Origin of the sequence: Blastococcus tunisiensis, from assembly GCF_900112815.1 — a bacterium.
In the GTDB taxonomy this organism is placed as follows: Bacteria; Actinomycetota; Actinomycetes; order Mycobacteriales; family Geodermatophilaceae; genus Blastococcus_B; species Blastococcus_B tunisiensis.
This window is the reverse complement of the sequence record NZ_FOND01000008.1, coordinates 67,040-83,884: the sequence shown is the minus strand read 5'-3', so window position 1 is coordinate 83,884 and position 16,845 is coordinate 67,040. Positions and strand designations below refer to the sequence as shown.

Annotated in this window: 16 protein-coding genes and 1 riboswitch; of the genes, 6 read left to right on the top strand and 10 right to left on the bottom strand. The window is 74.8% G+C overall.

Features of this window, described 5'->3' with window-relative positions; all coding sequences use genetic code 11:
• Positions 1 to 48 precede the first annotated feature (48 nt).
• On the top strand, positions 49 to 735 hold the full coding sequence (locus tag BM142_RS11735; protein WP_092198829.1) for a GAF and ANTAR domain-containing protein: 687 nt from the start codon (positions 49 to 51) through the stop codon (positions 733 to 735).
• Here the strand turns inward: BM142_RS11735 and BM142_RS11730 are convergent.
• Positions 732 to 1,670: a nucleoside hydrolase gene (locus BM142_RS11730; RefSeq protein WP_092198498.1), complete on the bottom strand. Its 939-nt coding sequence runs from the start codon at positions 1,668 to 1,670 to the stop codon at positions 732 to 734. The genes BM142_RS11735 and BM142_RS11730 overlap by 4 nt on opposite strands.
• Positions 1,671 to 1,953: 283 nt before the next feature.
• On the opposite strand from BM142_RS11730, the gene BM142_RS11725 reads away from it, so the two are divergent.
• Together BM142_RS11725 and BM142_RS11720 are read left to right on the top strand one after the other, a co-directional pair.
• Positions 1,954 to 2,790 carry a hypothetical protein gene (locus tag BM142_RS11725; RefSeq protein WP_092198494.1) on the top strand — a complete coding sequence of 279 codons (837 nt, stop codon included), beginning with the start codon at positions 1,954 to 1,956 and terminating at the stop codon, positions 2,788 to 2,790.
• A gap of 825 nt (positions 2,791 to 3,615) precedes the next feature.
• Positions 3,616 to 6,204 carry a SpoIIE family protein phosphatase gene (locus BM142_RS11720; RefSeq protein ID WP_254790823.1) on the top strand — a complete coding sequence of 863 codons (2,589 nt, stop codon included), beginning with the start codon at positions 3,616 to 3,618 and terminating at the stop codon, positions 6,202 to 6,204.
• Between the two features lie 13 nt (positions 6,205 to 6,217).
• Here the strand turns inward: BM142_RS11720 and BM142_RS11715 are convergent, their stop codons facing one another.
• From BM142_RS11715 to BM142_RS25170, 7 genes are all read right to left on the bottom strand, one after another.
• Positions 6,218 to 6,673, bottom strand: a complete 456-nt coding sequence (locus BM142_RS11715) for an ATP-binding protein (protein ID WP_092198487.1) — start codon at positions 6,671 to 6,673, stop codon at positions 6,218 to 6,220.
• A 152-nt stretch (positions 6,674 to 6,825) separates the two neighbouring features.
• Complete coding sequence (locus tag BM142_RS11710; protein ID WP_092198483.1) at positions 6,826 to 7,587, bottom strand: energy-coupling factor transporter transmembrane component T family protein; 762 nt, start codon at positions 7,585 to 7,587, stop codon at positions 6,826 to 6,828.
• Positions 7,584 to 9,035, bottom strand: a complete 1,452-nt coding sequence (locus tag BM142_RS11705; RefSeq protein ID WP_254790822.1) for an ABC transporter ATP-binding protein — start codon at positions 9,033 to 9,035, stop codon at positions 7,584 to 7,586. The genes BM142_RS11710 and BM142_RS11705 overlap by 4 nt, the downstream gene beginning before the upstream one ends.
• Positions 9,036 to 9,042: 7 nt before the next feature.
• On the bottom strand, positions 9,043 to 9,672 hold the full coding sequence (locus tag BM142_RS11700; protein ID WP_092198480.1) for an ECF transporter S component: 630 nt from the start codon (positions 9,670 to 9,672) through the stop codon (positions 9,043 to 9,045).
• Positions 9,670 to 9,773: riboswitch (TPP riboswitch) on the bottom strand. It overlaps the preceding gene by 3 nt.
• A 75-nt stretch (positions 9,774 to 9,848) precedes the next feature.
• Entirely contained in the window at positions 9,849 to 10,514 is a 666-nt protein-coding gene (locus BM142_RS11695) for a GPR1/FUN34/YaaH family transporter (protein ID WP_092198477.1), read from the bottom strand.
• The gene (locus tag BM142_RS11690; RefSeq protein WP_092198474.1) at positions 10,514 to 10,996 is read right to left on the bottom strand and encodes a hypothetical protein; all 483 of its coding nucleotides are present in this window, start codon (positions 10,994 to 10,996) and stop codon (positions 10,514 to 10,516) included. The genes BM142_RS11695 and BM142_RS11690 overlap by 1 nt, the downstream gene beginning before the upstream one ends.
• Positions 10,993 to 13,452 carry a molybdopterin oxidoreductase family protein gene (locus BM142_RS25170; protein ID WP_092198471.1) on the bottom strand — a complete coding sequence of 820 codons (2,460 nt, stop codon included), beginning with the start codon at positions 13,450 to 13,452 and terminating at the stop codon, positions 10,993 to 10,995. The genes BM142_RS11690 and BM142_RS25170 overlap by 4 nt, the downstream gene beginning before the upstream one ends.
• 152 nt (positions 13,453 to 13,604) lie before the next feature.
• On the opposite strand from BM142_RS25170, the gene BM142_RS11680 reads away from it, so the two are divergent.
• From BM142_RS11680 to BM142_RS11670, 3 genes are all read left to right on the top strand, one after another.
• Complete coding sequence (locus BM142_RS11680; protein WP_092198468.1) at positions 13,605 to 14,405, top strand: SDR family NAD(P)-dependent oxidoreductase; 801 nt, start codon at positions 13,605 to 13,607, stop codon at positions 14,403 to 14,405.
• Positions 14,406 to 14,480: 75 nt separating this feature from the next.
• Positions 14,481 to 15,143: a GntR family transcriptional regulator gene (locus BM142_RS11675; RefSeq protein WP_092198465.1), complete on the top strand. Its 663-nt coding sequence runs from the start codon at positions 14,481 to 14,483 to the stop codon at positions 15,141 to 15,143.
• Complete coding sequence (locus BM142_RS11670) at positions 15,140 to 16,159, top strand: 1-aminocyclopropane-1-carboxylate deaminase (protein ID WP_092198463.1); 1,020 nt, start codon at positions 15,140 to 15,142, stop codon at positions 16,157 to 16,159. The genes BM142_RS11675 and BM142_RS11670 overlap by 4 nt, the downstream gene beginning before the upstream one ends.
• On the opposite strand, the gene BM142_RS11665 is transcribed toward BM142_RS11670, so the two are convergent.
• Both BM142_RS11665 and BM142_RS11660 read right to left on the bottom strand, forming a co-directional pair.
• Positions 16,138 to 16,443 carry a DUF1622 domain-containing protein gene (locus BM142_RS11665; protein WP_092198460.1) on the bottom strand — a complete coding sequence of 102 codons (306 nt, stop codon included), beginning with the start codon at positions 16,441 to 16,443 and terminating at the stop codon, positions 16,138 to 16,140. The genes BM142_RS11670 and BM142_RS11665 overlap by 22 nt on opposite strands.
• The gene (locus BM142_RS11660) at positions 16,440 to 16,832 is read right to left on the bottom strand and encodes a DUF1622 domain-containing protein (RefSeq protein WP_092198457.1); all 393 of its coding nucleotides are present in this window, start codon (positions 16,830 to 16,832) and stop codon (positions 16,440 to 16,442) included. Before BM142_RS11660 ends, BM142_RS11665 begins: the two co-directional genes overlap by 4 nt.
• Between the last annotated feature and the right edge of the window lie 13 nt (positions 16,833 to 16,845).

Genomic DNA, 16,845 nt, shown 5'->3' with positions numbered 1-16,845 from the left:
GCGCACCGGCGGGCGGGAACTCCGCAGCTGTCCAGGCACACTGTGCCGGTGGAGACCTTGCTGCGCGAACTCAGCCGGGTGGCTCTCGTCGGCCGCTCGCTGACCGACGTCCTCACCGACGTCGTCACCATCGCGGCCCGGGGCATCCCCGGAGCCGAGGCGGCGTCGATCACCCTGCTGCGCAACGACAGGGCGTTCACCGCCGCGCACCACGGGGCGATGGCCCTGGCGGCCGACGAGCTGCAGTACGAGCACGGGTACGGGCCGTGCATGGACGCCGGGCGCGGCGGCGTCCTGCTCCGGGTCGACGACATGCGGACCGAGCAGCGCTGGCCGGACTACGTCGCCCACCTGCTCGACACCAGCCCCGTGCGGAGCTCGCTGTCGGTGCCGCTGCCCTACCAGGGATCGACCATCGGGGCGCTCAACAACTACTCCACCGAGCCGGGCGCGTTCGCCTCGCCGGAATCCATCCAGGCGGGCACCGACGTCGCCGATGCCATCGCCGTGGCGGTGGCCAACGCCGACGCCCACGCCCAGCTGCACGACCAGGCGCACAACATGCGGATCGCCATGGAGTCGCGCGCGGTGATCGAGCAGGCCAAGGGCGTCCTCATGGCACAACGGCACGTGGACGCCGAACAGTCCTTCGAGATCCTGCGCGAGGCCTCCCAGCGGTACAACCGCAAGCTCCGCGACATCGCGCAGGGGATCGTGGACGGGACCCGGCGCTAGCGGCCGTCCAGGCCGGCCAGCCGGGAGACGAGGAACTCCACCGCCGCGGCGCTGTCGACCCGCTCGGCGACCTCCACCGCGGTGGCCGCGGTCGAGACGGTGCGCCGGTCGACCAGGGTCTGCCCACGGCCGAACCCCAGCCCGGTGTCGACCACGACGTCGCGCCGCACCGTGCCCAGGGTGCCGGGGGCGACGGCCTCGGTGACGGCGAGCGCGTCGTGCAGCACGACGCCACTGGTCCCGTAGGCGGTACGGGCGTGGTCGAGGTACTGCCGCAGGATCGCCGCGGCCCGGCCGCCGATCGGCCCGGCGGCGAACCGGGCGATGCCGTCCTCGTCGAGCACGGTCGGCAGCGTGACGTCGAGCCCGACCAGCACGGTCGGCAGCGCCGAGGTCAGCACGGCCTGGGCGGCCTCCGCGTCGGCCCACACGTTGAACTCCGCCGCCGCCGTCACGTTGCCCCCGCGCGCGGCCGAGCCGCCCATGACCACCAGCCGGTCGATCCGTGCGGCCGCGTCGGGGAACACCCGCAGGAGCAGCGCCAGGTTGGTCAGCGGCCCGAGGGCGGCGACGGTCACCGGCTCGGGAGAAGCCACCAGCAGGTCGGCCAGCGCGACGACCGCCGGCCGGGGGTCCACCGATGCCGGCGACGGCGGCAGCTCCACCCCGCCCAGGCCGGCGGCGCCGTGCACGTGGCCGGCCCGTTCCGGCTGGGGGTGGACCAGCGACTCCGCGGCGCCGGCCGCCACCGGCACGTCCGAGCGGCCGGCCAGGTGCAGCACGCGCAGCGCGTTCTCGGTCGTCTGCGCCAGCTCGACGTTGCCGTGCACCGTCGTCACCAGCCGCAGGTCGACCTCCGGGCTGGCCAGGGCCAGGAGGATCGCCAGGGCGTCGTCGATGCCGGGGTCGGTGTCGATCACCAGGGGGACGGGCATCCCGGGATCCTGTCAGCGTCCGACACGCGGGGCGCGTCGGCCGCCCCGCCGGGATGACCGACCGCGTGGCAGCGCAATTCCACGCTCGGAATGCAGAGTTTGTCGACAAGTGACCGCTGCGGGAAAAGGGTCGTCGACCGGTTTGGAATGGTCGCGCAACGGTTCGGTCACGCGGATGCCGGCGGGTGTCGGGAATGGCGGGGAAACGGCTCGGTGGTCCCTAGATTCCTCCTTGTCCGCAGCACCTTCCCCCCCGGCTGCGGACATGACTTCAGGAGGCGACATGAGCAGCGAGCGAGCGACCGCGGCGCGCATGTCGGCCGCTCCGCACGGGCAGGGGCGCAGCATCGCCGGGCTCATCGACGTCCTCGACCGCGCCGGCGGAGCCGGACCGGTCCGTCGCCCGCAGCCGCGCCGGGCCGCGGCCCACCGGCCGCCGGGGACCGGCACGGGCGCCGTCCGCACCGGGCCGCTGCGCTCCGTCCAGCCGGCGCCGATGGCCAGGCCCGCCGTCGCCCCCCGGGTGCTGGTCGTCCCCGAGCCCGAGCGGGTGCCGGTCACCCGGCTCTCCGACGTCGTCCGGCGCGCCGCCCTGTGGGGTGCCGGGCCCCGGGGCGAGCACCTCGCCTGGCACGTCGCCCCACGCCCCGCGCCGGCCCCCCGCCGCACCCTCCGGGTGCGCGCGCTCGTGCGGCGGCTCGCGCTCTGGGGCGCCGGTCCCGACGGCCGCTACCTCGCCTGGGGTGCACCGGCCCGTCCGGCCGTGCGCCACGAGGTCGACCCCCCCGTGGTACTGCGCGAGATGCCCAGCACCCCCCTGATCCAGCCTGCGGCGTCTTCCCCCGCCGTGGTGCTGCTTCCCCGCGGTCCGGCGTCGTCGGCCGGCTCGCGAGGAGTGCCATCGGTCCCCCGTGGAGCAGTGGCCGTCCCCGGCGTAAGACCGTGCGGACCGCCTGAACGCTCCCGGGCCACCGGCTGGCCGTCCCCGTCCCGCGCGTCCCCGGCGTCGACCGGGCCGACCCGCGCACGGGGGGATCCGCACGCGTGCCCGGCCAGGGGCTCCCCCCTGCCGGCGCAGCGCTCCCGGTCCCCGGGCTCCGCCTGGAGCTCGTTCCCCTAGGACCGGACGCTGCATCCGACCCGCACCGAGCGCGACCACGGCAGCCAGCCGCTGGACGCCGTCCTCCGCCCGCCCGAGCACGCCGGCACCGGCCGCCCCCTTCCCCGGGTGGCCGGGACCGCCGCCTCGGTCCCCGAGCACGTCCGAACTCCCGGCCGACCCCGGCCGCTCCCCGGCTCGCCTCCGACGGTGCACCCCCGGCCGCCGACCGACCCGACGCACGACGGTTCTCGCCTCGACCCCCCGCCGACTGCCCCGAGCAGCGCGCGGACCCTCCAGGGAGGCGCAGACGTCCGCGGCGGTGCCGGTCCGGCCGGTCCGGTGCCGCCCCGGTGGTCGATCGACCTGCACGCACGACGGTTCTCGCCTCGACCCCCCGCCGACTGCCCCGAGCAGCGCGCGGACCCTCCAGGGAGGCGCAGACGTCCGCGGCGCGGCCGACCGGACCCCGGCACCGTCCCGAGGTGGACACGGCGCTCCACCGGTACCCGTACGGGATCCTCCGTCCCCGGGTCTCTGACCGGATCGGACGCCGGCCGGCAGCACCAGGGGGTCCGCCCCGAGGGGACGACTCGCGCGGACCGTCCGCGGCCCGGCCGCTCCGGCACGGCGATGCTGGACGCGTCGCCTGCCCGCGGGGCCGCGCCGGCGGACGCCACCGCCGTCCGCCACCCTCCCGCCGACGGGCGGGCGCTCCCCGGAAGCCCCCGGGAGCGCCCGCCCGGCCAGGGCCACGGGAGGCACCCGGTGCCGACCGGGATTCCGCAGGCCGGAATGCTGGGGCCAGTCCGTGTGACCCGCAGCCCCCTGTGGAAGGAATCGACCGTGACCGCCCCCGAGCCGAACCCGGGCTCCGTCGAGGGGCGGCTGACCGCGGTACGGCGCCTCGAGCCCACCGCCCTCGGATCGCGCGCCCTGCAGCGCCTCACCGGCCTCGCCACCCGGCTGCTCGAGGCCGACGCGACCGCCGTCTCCCTGCTCGGCGAGGTCGAGACCGTGGTGGGCGGGGACGGCCTGCCCACCGGCAGCCTCGGCCGCCAGGTCCCCTACGGGGACTCCCTCTGCGCGGTCGTGCTGGAGCAGGGCGACCTGCCCCTGGTCGTGGCCGACGCCGTGACCGATCCCCGCGTCGGCGCCCTGCCGCCGGTCGCCGACGGCCGGGTCGGTGCATTCCTCGGCGTCCCCCTCGTGGCCTTCGACGGGTCACCCGTCGGCGCCCTCACCGCCTACAGCGTCCGACCGCGTCCCTGGACCGACAGCGAAACCGGCCTGCTCCGTCAGCTGGCCGACTCGGTCGCCACCGAGCTGGAGCTGTCCGCCCTCGGACGGGAGTTCGAGGCCCACCGGCTGCGGTTCGAGCTGGCCATCGACGCCGCGGAGATCGGCAGCTTCGACTGGGACCTGGTCACCGGGCGGCTGGTCTGGGACGACCGGCTCGTGGAGATCTTCGGCTACGACCGGGTGACCTTCGACGAGAGCATCGACGCGGTCGTCAGCCGCTGCCACCCCGACGACCGGGAGCTGCTGAAGGACTCGTTGCAGGCGGCCATCGACAGCTGCGGCGAGTACGACGCCGAGATCCGCATCGTCCTGCCGTCCGGCGAGACGCGCTGGGTGCAGGGCCGGGGCCGCGCCCTCGCCGACGATCGCGGGGTGGCGGTGCGGCTGATCGGGGCGGGCTTCGACACGACCGCCCAGCGGCACAGCGATTCGCGGGTCGCCCGGATCCTCGAGGTCATGAAGTCGGCGTTCTTCTCCGTCGACCGGGACTGGCGGTTCGCCTACGTCAACGCCGAGGCGGAGCGGGTGCTCTCCCGGACCCGCGAGGAGCTCCTCAGCGGGGTCATGTGGGAGATCTTCCCCGCCGCGGTCGGCAGCGACTTCGAGATCAACTACCGGGACGCGGTGGCCACCGGCCAGGAACGGGTCTTCGAGGCCTACTACCCGCCACCGCTGGACGCCTGGTACGAGGTCCGGGCCTGGCCGGGGCCCGACGGCCTGTCGGTGTACTTCGTCGACGTCACCGAGCGCCGGCGGGCGGCGGAGATGTCCCGGCGCAGCACCGCCCGGCTCTCCCTGGTCGCGGACGTCACCTCGGCGATGTCTGCGCCGCTGAGCACCGGCGCGGGCGAGGAGGCGGCGCTGCAGCGGGTGGCCGAGGCCGTCGTGCCGGTGCTCGGCGACTGGGCCGTCGTCAGCCTCGTCGACGAGGACGGCCGGACCCGCGACGTGGGGAGCTGGCACGTCGACCCGGCGATGCGGTCGTCGGTCGCCCGGTACGCCGAGCTGCGGCTGCCGGCCCTCCCGCCGAGCGCACCGCTCCTGCGCGGGCTCGCCTCCGGCCAACTGATGCGGGTCCCCGACGTGGAGGCCGCGGTGGGCCGGTCGCTGCCACCGGGCGAGGTCCGCGACGTCCTCACCTGTCTGGCGCCGCAGTCGGCGGTCACGCTCCCGATGGTGGCCCGGGGACGCACCCTGGGTGCGTTGAGCATCTACCGGCCCGCCGACCGCGACCAGGCCGACGACGAGGACGTGGCCACCGCCCAGGACGTCGCCGATCGCATCGCCCTGGCGCTGGACAACTCCCGGCTGTACCGGCAGCAGCGGCGGCTCGCCGAGGGCCTCCAGCGCAGCCTGCTGACCGCGCCGCCGCAGCCCGACCACGTCGAGATCGTGGTGCGCTACCTGCCGGCCGTGGAGCTCGCGGAGGTCGGTGGGGACTGGTACGACGCGTTCCTGCAGCCGTCGGGCGCCACGGTGCTGGTGATCGGCGACGTCGTCGGGCACGACACGGAGGCGGCGGCCGCGATGGGGCAGCTCCGCGGCATGCTGCGCGGCATCGCCTACCGCGACGGTCCCGGGCCGGCCGCCGTCCTGGGGGAGCTGGACGCCGCGATCCAGGGCCTGGGCATGGGCACGATGGCCACCGCCGCGATCGCCCGCGTGGAGCAGACGCCCGGGGATCGGGCGGCCGGGCTGACCCGGCTGCGCTGGTCGAACGCCGGGCACCCCCCTCCGCTGCTGCTCCACGGGGACGGCCGCATCGAGGAGCTCGCCCATCCGCGGGCCCAGCTGATGCTGGGGGTCGACCCGACGTCCTCCCGGACCGACGCGGTGGTGACGGTCGGGTACGGGGCCACCCTGCTGCTCTACACCGACGGCCTCGTGGAGGGCCGCGACCTCCCCATGGACGACGGCATGGCCCGGCTGCGCGCGGCGCTGGCCGAGCTCGCCGAGCGGCCGTTGCCGGTGCTGTGCGACGAGGTCATCGAGCGTTTGCGGCCCGAGGGGCTGCAGGACGACGTGGCGCTGGTCGCCATCCGGCTGCACCCGGAGGACCGGCCGCGGCCGCCCGGCGCCGGGACGGCGTGGGTGCCCCGTCCGATCGATCCCCGGCAGGGGCCGGCGCGCTGAGGCGTCGGTAGCGTCAGCCGCGCGGGAGGAGCGCCCAGACGTGCTTGGCGCCGTCCCGGACGTACCAGCCGTGCGCGGTGGCCATCTCCGCGATGAGGTAGAGGCCCAGCCCGCCCTCGCTGGGGTCGCGGCCGACGGCGGGCGACGGTGGTGCTCCCGCGGCCCGGTCGGAGACCTCGATCAGGTACGCGTCCGGGGTGAGCTGCACGGTGGCACGGACGTCGCCGCCGCCGTGGCGCAGGGCGTTGGAGGCCATCTCGTCGAAGGCGAGGACCAGTTGGTCCCGCAGATCGGCGGCGGCGTCCCGGCCGGGGAGCCGTCGCGGCACCGGGTGCGCCCCGGCGTGCCGGCGCAGCTCGGCCCGGACGCGCGGCAGCTCGGCGATGTCGTGCAGGTCCCAGGCGAGGGCGACGTCGGCCGGCGGTGGAGCTGCCGACGGCCAGACCGGCCCGGCCGCCTGACCTGTCACGCGATGGTCCCCTTGCCTTCGTGCGGCGTGTTCTCGTGCGGCCCGGGTGGTCGGGGCCAACAACCTCGTATCGGCCGGTGACGGCCGGACCAAACCTGGTGCGACACGGATCACCCTCCGCGGGGTGAGGTCCGTGCCGCCCGGGCCGGTCGTCAGCCGACGAAGATCGGCGACCAGGCTCCGGTGAGCACGCTGAGCGTGACCGCCACGCCGCAGACGACGACGGCTCCGGCCACGAAGGCGGCGTCCCGCCGGTGCAGCCGCGAGCCGCGGGCGTTGGTCCGCGGAACTCCCGAGTCGAAGCCGCGGGCGTCCATCGCCGTGGCCAGTCGGGAGCCGCGGCGGACGGCGCCGACCAGCAGGGTGAAGGCGATGCCGGCGAGCAACCGGGCCCGGGCGACGGGATTGCGTCCCGCCTCGACGCCGCGGGTCCGGCGGGCGAGCCGGACGGACTCGAACTCGGCGACGAGGAGGGGGACGAGCCGCAGGGCGGCCAGCGCGCCGAAGGCGAAGCGCGTCGACACCCGCCAGTGGATGGTGAGCGCGTCGGCCAGCCGGACGGGGTCGGTGGTGGCCACGAGCAGCACGCCGGGCAGCGCCAGGCCCACGACGCGCAGCCCGAGCCCGACGCCGGTGACCAGCGTCGCCTCGTCGGACAGCAGCACGTTGACCACGCCGACCGAGCCCGCGCCCAGCGCCAGGGGCCAGGTGCGGCGCCAGAGATCGCGCAGGTCGGTGAGCCCGGCCGCCGGCAGCAGGCAGAGCTCGGCGGCCACCACGACGGCGGGGGTGACCACGTCCAGGCTGGTGAGCAGGACCAGCGTGACCACGGCCATGGCGCCGAGCTGGGCGACCGGGTTGATCCGGCCCAGTGCGGCACCGGGGACCGGTCCGAGCGACAGCGAGGCGGTCATGGCTGCGCCGGCGACAGCCGGTCGTCGGCCAGGACGTCCACCAGGTCGACGTCGTGGGTGACGACGGCGACCGCGCAACCGGCCGCGCGCTGCTCGGCCAGCAGCGTGACCAGCTCGCGCCACGTGCCGGTGTCCTGGCCGAACGTCGGCTCGTCGAGGACCAGGACCCGCGGCGCGGTGGCCAGGGCCGTGGCCACCGACAGCCGGCGCTGCTGGCCGCCGGAGAGGGTGAAGGGGTTGGCGTCGGCGAACGCGGTGAGCCCCAGCCGCTCGAGCAGCGCGTCGGCGGTGGCGCGGGCCGCGGCGGCCTGCTCCCCCGAACGCAGCGGCCCCAGGGCCAGCTCGTCGCGCAGCCGCCCGGTCAGGAACTGCTGCTCCGGGTGCTGGAAGACGGTGCCGATCCGGCTCACCAGCTCACCGGCCCGCCAGCGGTGCGGCTCGTCGGCGCCGTTGCGCACGGTGCCGGTCAGCGCTGCCGACGCCACCACCCGGCCGCTGGTGGGCGCCCGGAGGCCGGCCAGCAGCAGCGCCAGCGTGGACTTCCCGCTCCCGTTGGGGCCGGTGACCGCCAGCGCCCGCCCGGCCCGGAGGACCGTCGTCGTCGGGGCCAGCGCCGGCACCGGGCTGCCGCGGTAGGTGAAGCCGGCGGCCCGCGCGGCGAGGAGGACCGGTCCGTCCGCCGCGGCCGGCAGGGTCAGGCCGGCGGCGCGGGGGGCCGGCTGCCAGCCGGGCGGGTGCTCCACGAGGCCGTCGGGCACGACCTCGACCACGCGGTCGACCAGCGGGAGCCACGGCTGGGCGTCGTGGTCGACGACGACCACGGTGGCCGAGCGGTCGGCCGTGGAGCGGGCCACGGCGGCCCGGACCAGCGCCGCCCCGCCCGGGTCGAGCTGGGCGGTCGGCTCGTCCAGCAGCAGCAGCCCGGGGCGGCGGGCGAGGGCGCCGGCCAGCACCAGCCGCTGCTTCTCCCCGCCGGACAGTGCCTGGGTGGGGCGGTCGCGGCCGTAGGGGAAGCCGACCGCGGCCAGGGCCTCGTCGACGCGGGGCCAGATCTCCTCCGGCGGCAGGCCGGCGTTCTCCAGCCCGAAGGCCACGTCGTCGCCGGCCCGCGTCATGACCAGCTGGCTGTCCGGGTCCTGGGCGAGCAGCCCGAGTCGGCTCCGCGCGGCGCGCGGTGCCGCGCCGTCGACGGCGAGCTCGCCGGCCACCTCCGTCCCCTCGGCGTCGAGGATGCCGGCGAGCGCGGCGAGCAGCGTCGACTTCCCCGCGCCCGAGGCGCCGGTGAGCAGGATCCGCTCGCCCGGCTCGACGACGAGATCGACGCCGCTGACCGCCCAGGCCCGCCGCGAGGGGTGGCGGACACCCAGGCCCCGCGCGACGACGCGCGCCGGGACGGCGTCCGCCCGGATCGGCGGATGGCTGGACCGGGACCCCGACGTGGTGGTCACCCGGCGGTCAGACGCGCGTGCGGCCCGAGGCGAAGGAGCCCAGCGCCCCCGTCCGGGCCATCGCACGGACCAGCAGCAGGCCCACCACGCCGGCCAGCAGCACGCTGGAGAGCACGGTGGCCAGCGTGTACGGCAGCGTGAACGCCCAGAACGGGTACTCGCCGGACACCGGGTAGTACAGGCTCAGGTCCAGGATCGACGTCGACAACCCGGCGGTGACGGCGGCCAGGACCGCCGTCGCCCAGCCGAAGGTGCGGTAGCGGGTGAGCAGGAAGCCGAGTTCGGCGCCGGCGCCCTGGACCAGGCCGTAGACGACGATGATGCCGCCGTACGGCGAACCGAGCAGCAGGCTGACCGCGGCGGCCAGGGTCGAGGCGAAGACCGCCGCACCCGGGCGCCGGACCAGCAGGCCGGCGACGACGCCGGGCATCAGGTAGACCCCGTTGAGCAGGCCCTTGATCGGGGGGAAGAAGTCCAGCGGGGTGGAGGCCACCTCGCCGAACAGGTTCCAGGCCCAGAAGACGACGCCGAAGGCGACCCCCAGGACGGCGGTGACGACGATGTCGACGGTGCGCCAGCGGGCGGGGTTCTCGCCCGGGGCGCGGGTGGACGACGGATGGACGGCCTGCTCGGCCATGGCTTTCCTCCAGACTCCCTGCGCCGGCATGACCCGGATCAGGTTCGAGGGTCTGCGGTTGCCCGCACTCTCAGCGCCGTGGCGCTCCCCTGCTGCGTGTGTTCGGTTGTACGTCCGACCCTAGCCCGTACGGCGGCCGGCCGGGGCGGGCGGCCCTGCTCCCCGCGGTGCCGCCGTCACAGTTGCGGGCGGACTCCTGCCTCCTCGACCAGGTCGGCCGGGTCGAGCGGCCCCTTCCCGGCCATGGCCGCCGCACCGGCGCCGCGGCGGCCGACCGGCAGGACGGTGCGCTCCCGCGCGCCCTCCAGTTCGAGGGCGAGCGCGGCGTAGAAGGCGACGGCGGCCAGCAGGACGCCGACCCAGCCCGCAGTCGCCTTCCACGCGGCCGAGCCGGTGAGCTCGTAGCCGCCGGTCACGATGAACCGGGTGCCGGCCAGGCCCATCACGGCGGCCGGTGCGATCTTGCTCCCGACGGCGGCCGCGGCGGGTACGAACATCGACAGCCCGCCGACGATCAGGAAGACCCCCAGTCCGTCGCTCGCCGTCCCGGGCGGCGAGGTCAGCGTCGTCAACCCGGCGACCGCCCAGATCCCGCTCAGCAGCCCCATGCCGGTGGCCGCGACCGGATCGCGGGCGAGGAAGCCCCAGACCGACGCCGCGAACTGCAGCGGTGCCGTGGCTGCGATCGCCGTGAACGCGGCCACGCGGCCCTCGGTGGGTGGTATCCAGCCGAGCTGCACCGCCGAGAAGACCGTCGTCGCGAAGGCGAGAGCGAGGAATCCCAGCGGCAGGGGTGTGGCGAGCGGCCGGAGGACGATGCGGGTTGCGGGGGGCGCGGTCATCAGCTGGCGAGCACCTGCGGGGAGGTGACCTTGAGGTAGGCGTTCGCCCAGCGGGTGATCCGCAGCGTCTCCGGGTGGCAACGCTGGGCCAGGTCCAGCAGCTCCTTCTCCTTGGCGCCCTGCGCGCCCTGGGCGAGCAGCTCCCAGTCCACCGAGGTGCCGGCCGCCTCCCGGTAGAGGTGGCGCAGGTCGGCGAGCAGCAGCAGACCGGGCGTGGACCTCCGGCCGACGAGCTCCGCCGTCCGTTGCTTGACGCTCGCCAGGAGGCCCGGGTCCTCGGAGGCCTCCGGCTCCAGCCGGAGGCCGAAGTCCGTCCCGATGCCGGCCAGGTCGGCCACGTGCTGCCGGGACCACTTCGCCATGTCGCGGCAGACGTAGAAGACCTCGTGGTCGGTCTTGTGCTTGTCCGACATGGACGTCAGCACGGTGACCAGGTGGTTCTCCGAGCGGTGCAGTTCCTCGATCGCCATGTCCAGCTTCATCGCCGGCCTCCCACCAGTTCCTCGGCATGGGCCTGCGCCCCGCCGGTGGTGGGCGGGACCCCGCCGGTGACCGGTGCCGATCCGGTCGTGGTGGGCGCCAGGGAGGGCTGCCCCTTCGCCGCGGACACCCGCCGCACCGCGGCTGCCGCCGTCTTGAAGATGGGTTGCTTGGACACCGGGTCCCAGTCGGTCAGGGTGAGCTCGTTGGCCGCCCGGCCGTCGCGTTCCTTCCTGGGTCGTGAGCCGTCGGCGGTGTCCCAGTAGCCGTAGTGGAACGGCAGGAAGAGGACACCGGGCCGGATGCCGCTGATCCGGACGCGGGCGCGGACCAGGCCGCGCGGGGTCGTGACCTCCAGCAGGTCGCCCTCGGTGAACGACCGGTCGGCGGCGTCGCTCTGTGACATCTCCACCCACACCTCGGGTGCCGCGGCCTGCAGCTGCGGCGCCCGGCCGGTCTTCGTCCGCGTGTGGAAGTGGTACAGCGTGCGGCCGGTGATCAGCTGGAACGGGTATTCCTCGCTGACCAGCTCGTGCGGCGCGACGTACTCGGCCGCCTTGAGGACGGCCCGGCCGGTCGGGTTGAGCGCCTCGTACTCCGTCTTCTCGACCGGGGCGCCGGTGACCATGTCCCGGCCGTAGCTCTCGCAGTAGTCCGGTTGCGCCCAGAACTGCCCGTCGACGTAGATGTGCTCCGTGCCGTCGGGGTGCTCGTCGTTGCACGGCCACTGGATCCCGCTGCCGCCGCGGAGCTTGTCGTAGGAGAGGCCGGTGTAGTCGCAGGGGCGGCCACGGCTGCACTCCTTCCAGCCCTCGAAGGCACCCTCCGGGTCGCTCCACTTCACCAGCGGGGCGCCGTCCTTGTCCTCCAGCCCCATCCGGTGCGCGAAGTCGATCAGGATGTCGAGGTCCGACCTCGCCTCGCCCGGCGGTTCCACCGCCTTCTCCGACAGGTGCACCGTGCGGTCGACGTTGGTGAAGGTGCCGGTCTTCTCACCCCAGGTCGCCGCCGGGAGGACGACGTCGGCCAGCTGCGCGGTCTCGGACAGGAAGATGTCCTGGACGACGAGGAACAGCCGGTCCTGGGACAGGATCTCCCGTATCCGGCGCAGTTCCGGCAGGGAGACCGCCGGGTTGGTGGCCGTCACGTACATGAAGCGGATCGAGCCCTCTTCGATGTAGCGCAGCTGCTGCATGATGTGCGTCGGCGGCGAGTAGTGCGGGATCTGCATCGGGTCGACGTTCCAGACCTTCGCGAGGTCGGCGATGTGCGCGTCGTTGGACCAGTTGCGGAACGCCGGCAGGTCGCCGTCGGCGCCGCACTCGCGGGTGTTCTGCGCGGTGGGTTGGCCGTTCATCTGCAGGATCCCGCAGCCAGGCTTGCCCAGCATGCCGCGCAGCACGTGGATGTTGTTTACGCAGACGGCGGCCGCGGTGGCCTGGTGCGCCTGGTAGAAGCCCTGCAGCACCGAGGACATCAGCCGCTCGGCGGTGCCGATGATCAGCGCGGCCTCGCGGATCTGCTCGGCCGGGACGTCGCAGACGGCGGCGGCGACCTCGGGGGTGCACTCCGCCGTCTGCTTCTGCAGCTCCGCGAACCCGACGCTGTGCGCCTCGATGTAGTCGCGGTCGATCCAGCCGTGGGCGACGAGCTCGTGGATCAGCGCGTTCATCAGCATCACGTTGGTGCCCGGCCGGGGGGCCAGGTGCACCGTGGCCGCGCGGGCGACCGGGGTCTCCCGCGGGTCCACGCAGATCACCTGCGGCGGGTTCGGGCCGGCCAGCCGGTCGAGGACGCGCGTCCAGAGGACGGTCTGCGTCTCGGCCATGTTGTGCCCGTAGAGCGCGATGACGTCGGCGGAGTCGATGTCGGTGTAGCTGCCGGGCTGGCCGTCGCAGGCGAAGGTCTCCTTGAGCGCGGCCGCCGCGGTGGCGGTGCACAGCCTGGTGTTGCCGTCGACGTGGTTGGTGCCGATGCCGCCGTGGGCGATCAGGCCCAGCGTGTAGTACTCCTCGAGGAACAGCTGGCCGGTCGTGTAGAAGCTGATCGCGCGGGGTCCCTGCTCCTCGAGCAGCTCCTTCGCCCGGTTCGCCACGGCGTCCATCGCGGTGTCCCAGTCGGTCTCGACGAGCTTCCCCCTCCGCCGGACGAGCGGCTTCGTCAGCCGGTCCGGGGAGTTGTTGGCCTGCCAGCCGAACAGGTCCTTGGGGCCGAGCCGGCCGTGGTTGACGCGGTCGACGGCCCGGCCGCGGACACCGACGATCCGGTCGTCCTTGACGGCGATGTCCAGGCCGTCGCCGTTGGAGTGCAGGATCGTCGCCGACTGGACCCAGCGGTCGACGTCGGCCTCGGTGAGCCCGTCGGCCAGGTAGGAGTCCACCCGGGTCGGCCACGTCTCGCCCGGTCCGTAGGGGGTGCGGCTGCCCCAGGGCTCGGCGATGCGGTCGGTGCGGGTCATGCGAAGGCCTCCTCGGTGGACTCCGGCGCGGGTGGCTGCGAGGGTCTGTGCCCCCGGCGGTGGGTGGGCTACACACCGGGTTCGCGGAACGCGTGGCCGCGCGCCGGCTGGGCATGAACCCGGCGTACCGAGATCCCCGTCAGGAGGCACCCGTGACCCAGACCGCTCCCCGCCCCCTCGCCCTCGTGACCGGTGCCTCCAGCGGCATCGGCCGGGAGCTGGCCAAGCAGTTCGCCGAGAACGGCTTCGACCTGGTCGTCGCCGCCGAGGACGTCGAGCTCGACGACGCCGTCGAGGAGCTCCGCGCCATGGGGGCGACGGTGGCGCCGGTGAGCGTCGACCTCACGCAGCGGGCCGACGTCGAGCGGCTGGTCGCCGCGGTCCGGGGTGCCGGGCGCCCGCTGGTCGCGGCGGCAGTGAACGCCGGCGTGGGCGTCGGCGGCCCCGTCGTGGACAACGACCTCGATGCCGAGCTGGCGGTGGTGGAGCTCAACTGCGCCGCCACCGTGCACCTGGGCAAGCGGGTGGCGCAGGACATGGCCGCGCGCGGGCAGGGCCGGATCCTGTTCACCTCCTCGGTGGCCGCCCAGGCGCCGCAGCCGTTCCAGGCGGTCTACGGGGCGTCGAAGGCGTTCGTCCAGTCCTTCGCCCTCGCCCTGCGGGAGGAGCTGAAGGACACCGGCGTCAGCGTGACCGCGTTGCTGCCCGGCCCGACGGAGACCGAGTTCTTCGAGCGGGCCGATCTCGAGGACACGAGGATCGGCCAGGCGTCCAAGGACGACCCCGCGCAGGTGGCCAGGCAGGGCTTCGACGGGCTCATGAAGGGCGAGGCGTCGGTCTTCGGCGGGTCGGTGAGCAGCAGGGCGATGGGCCGCCTCTCGGCGATGACCCCTGACTCGGTGGGCGCGAAGGTCACCCGGCCGATGGCCGAACCGGGCTCCGGGGACAGCTGATCACGGCGACCGGGCCACCGGTGTGAGCGGAGAGGCCCGCCACGGGGCTTGACTCGGGCGTCATCGACATCTGAGATGTCAGTCGTGCCCGCACCTCTCGGACCCGGCGGTCGCGTCCTCCTGCGGGACGTGGCACTCGACCGGATCCGGGAGGCCATCGTCGTCGGGGACCTGGCGCCCGGCGAGGTCATCAAGGACACCGACCTCGCCGTCCGGCTGGGCCTGTCCGTCGCGCCGGTGCGGGCCGCACTGGCCCGGCTCGCCGACGAGGGCCTGGTGGAGAGCAAGCCGCAGAGCCGCACGCGGGTCACGCCGCTCGTCCCCGCCCAGGTGCGCGACGCCGCCGTCGTCGTCCGGGCCATGCACGAACTCGCCGCCCAGGAAGCGGCCGGGCGGGTGACCGACGACGACGTGTCCACCATGCGCGCGGCCAACCGGCGCTTCGCCGCCGCCGTCGAGGCGGGGGATCTCGACGACGCCCTGGCGGCCGACGACGACCTGCACGCCGTACTGCTCGACCGGTGCGGGAACGCAGCGGTGACCGCGACGGCGGCCCGGTTCACCCCCGCCGTCCGCCGGCTGGAGCGGCGGCGCTTCGACGCGGCCGGGCACCCCTCGGTGGAGTTGCACGACCGGCTCATCGAGGCCTGCGCGAGGCACGACGTCGAGGACGCCGTCGCCACCACGACCGAGATCTGGACGGCGCTGCTGTCCGAACTGGAAGGGCACCCCCGATGAGCCTGGACGACTTCCCCCGCTACCCGCTGCTGTTCGGGCCCTCGCCCGTCCACCGCCTCGACCGGCTCACCGAGCACCTCGGCGGCGCCGCGGTGTGGGCCAAGCGGGAGGACGTGAACTCCGGCATCGCGTTCGGCGGCAACAAGACCCGGAAGCTGGAGTACCTCGTGGCCGACGCGCTGGCCCGGGGCTGCGACACCCTCGTGTCGATCGGCGGGGTGCAGAGCAACCACACCCGCCAGGTGGCCGCGGTGGCCGCCCGCGTGGGGATGCGGTGCGTGCTGGTCCAGGAGAGCTGGGTGGACTGGCCCGACGCCGTCTACGACAAGGTCGGCAACATCCTGATCAGCCGGCTCGCAGGCGCGGACGTCCGGCTGGTGAAGGCGGGCTTCGGCATCGGGTTCAAGGAGAGCTGGGAGACGGCGCTCGCCGAGATCGAGGAGCGCGGCGGGAAGCCCTACGCGATCCCGGCGGGGGCCTCGGACCACCCCCTCGGCGGGCACGGCTTCGCCGGGTGGGCGCACGAGCTCGCCGTGCAGGAGGCGGAGCTGGGCGTCTTCTTCGACACGGTGATCGTCTGCTCGGTGACCGGGTCCACCCAGGCGGGCATGGTCGCGGGCTTCGCCCAGCGCGAGGAGCGGGGCGCCCGTCCCCGGCGGGTGCTGGGGATCGACGCGTCAGCGAAGCCGGCGGAGACGCGGGACCAGGTGCTCCGGATCGCGCAGCGGACGGCGCGCGCGATCGGCGTCGAGCGGGAGCTCACGGCCGACGACGTCGAACTGGACGAGCGCTACTCCGCCGGGGTGTACGGCATCCCCGACCGGGGGACGATCGCGGCGATGGAGCTGGCCGCGCGCACCGAGGGCATGGTCACCGACCCCGTCTACGAGGGGAAGTCGATGGCCGCCACGATCGACCTGGTGGGCCGCGGGGAGATCGACCGGTCGTCGACCGTGCTCTACGCCCACCTGGGCGGTCAGCCGGCGCTCAACGGCTACAGCGCGCTCTTCTCCTGAGCGCTCGCGGCCGGTGGGCGCGGTCCCGTCCAGGCCCGTCCACCGGCACGCAGACCCACACCGATCAGGTGCCGGAGGGCGACGATCGCGGCCGCGGTGACGATGCCCTGCCAGTCCGGGTCGCCGGCCAGGCGGAGCAGGCCGGCGGCCAGCAGCAGGTCCAGGAGGACGGCCAGTGCCGGCAGCGGGCGCCGGGTCACCACCAGGGCCAGGGCGCCGGCGACCACCGCGGCCAGCCCGGTACCCAGGGCCGCGAGGCGGGTCACCTCCGCGACGGCGCTCACACCCCGGAGCCCCGGTGGTCCGTCGACGTCACCTCGTGGTGGTCCTGCTCCGCGGCGACCTGGCGCCGCTCCTCGGCGATCTCCTTCGACAGGAAGTAGTTCAGCGCCGTCCGGATCGCGGCCACGGCGGCGAGCTGGCCCAGCTCCTCCCAGCTCGGTGCCACTGCCGTCCGCAGCACGTCGCTGGCCAGCTGGAACTCCAGGCCCAGGGCGAGGAAGCGGCCGAGGGTGAGCCGGACGGGGACGAACGCGGCCGTGGTCCGCTGCCGGAACCCGACCCAGGCGAAGCGGGCGAAGGCCCAGACCGCGCCGATGATGATGACCGCGGCCCCGCAGGCCTCCACGATGACGACCAGGACGTTGACGACCTCGGCGAGCAGCTCCTCCACGGCGGGGGGCTAC

Excerpts from the sequence above, each read along its gene's own strand:
- BM142_RS11700 (WP_092198480.1), bottom strand. The coding sequence starts at position 9,672 with ATGGCCGAGCAGGCCGTCCATCCGTCGTCCACCCGCGCCCCGGGCGAG.
- BM142_RS11695 (WP_092198477.1), bottom strand. The coding sequence starts at position 10,514 with ATGACCGCGCCCCCCGCAACCCGCATCGTCCTCCGGCCGCTCGCCACA.
- BM142_RS25170 (WP_092198471.1), bottom strand. The coding sequence starts at position 13,452 with ATGACCCGCACCGACCGCATCGCCGAGCCCTGGGGCAGCCGCACCCCC.
- BM142_RS11725 (WP_092198494.1), top strand. The coding sequence starts at position 1,954 with ATGAGCAGCGAGCGAGCGACCGCGGCGCGCATGTCGGCCGCTCCGCAC.
- BM142_RS11730 (WP_092198498.1), bottom strand. The coding sequence starts at position 1,670 with ATGCCCGTCCCCCTGGTGATCGACACCGACCCCGGCATCGACGACGCC.
- BM142_RS11710 (WP_092198483.1), bottom strand. The coding sequence starts at position 7,587 with ATGACCGCCTCGCTGTCGCTCGGACCGGTCCCCGGTGCCGCACTGGGC.
- BM142_RS11690 (WP_092198474.1), bottom strand. The coding sequence starts at position 10,996 with ATGAAGCTGGACATGGCGATCGAGGAACTGCACCGCTCGGAGAACCAC.
- BM142_RS11675 (WP_092198465.1), top strand. The coding sequence starts at position 14,481 with ATGTCAGTCGTGCCCGCACCTCTCGGACCCGGCGGTCGCGTCCTCCTG.
- BM142_RS11670 (WP_092198463.1), top strand. The coding sequence starts at position 15,140 with ATGAGCCTGGACGACTTCCCCCGCTACCCGCTGCTGTTCGGGCCCTCG.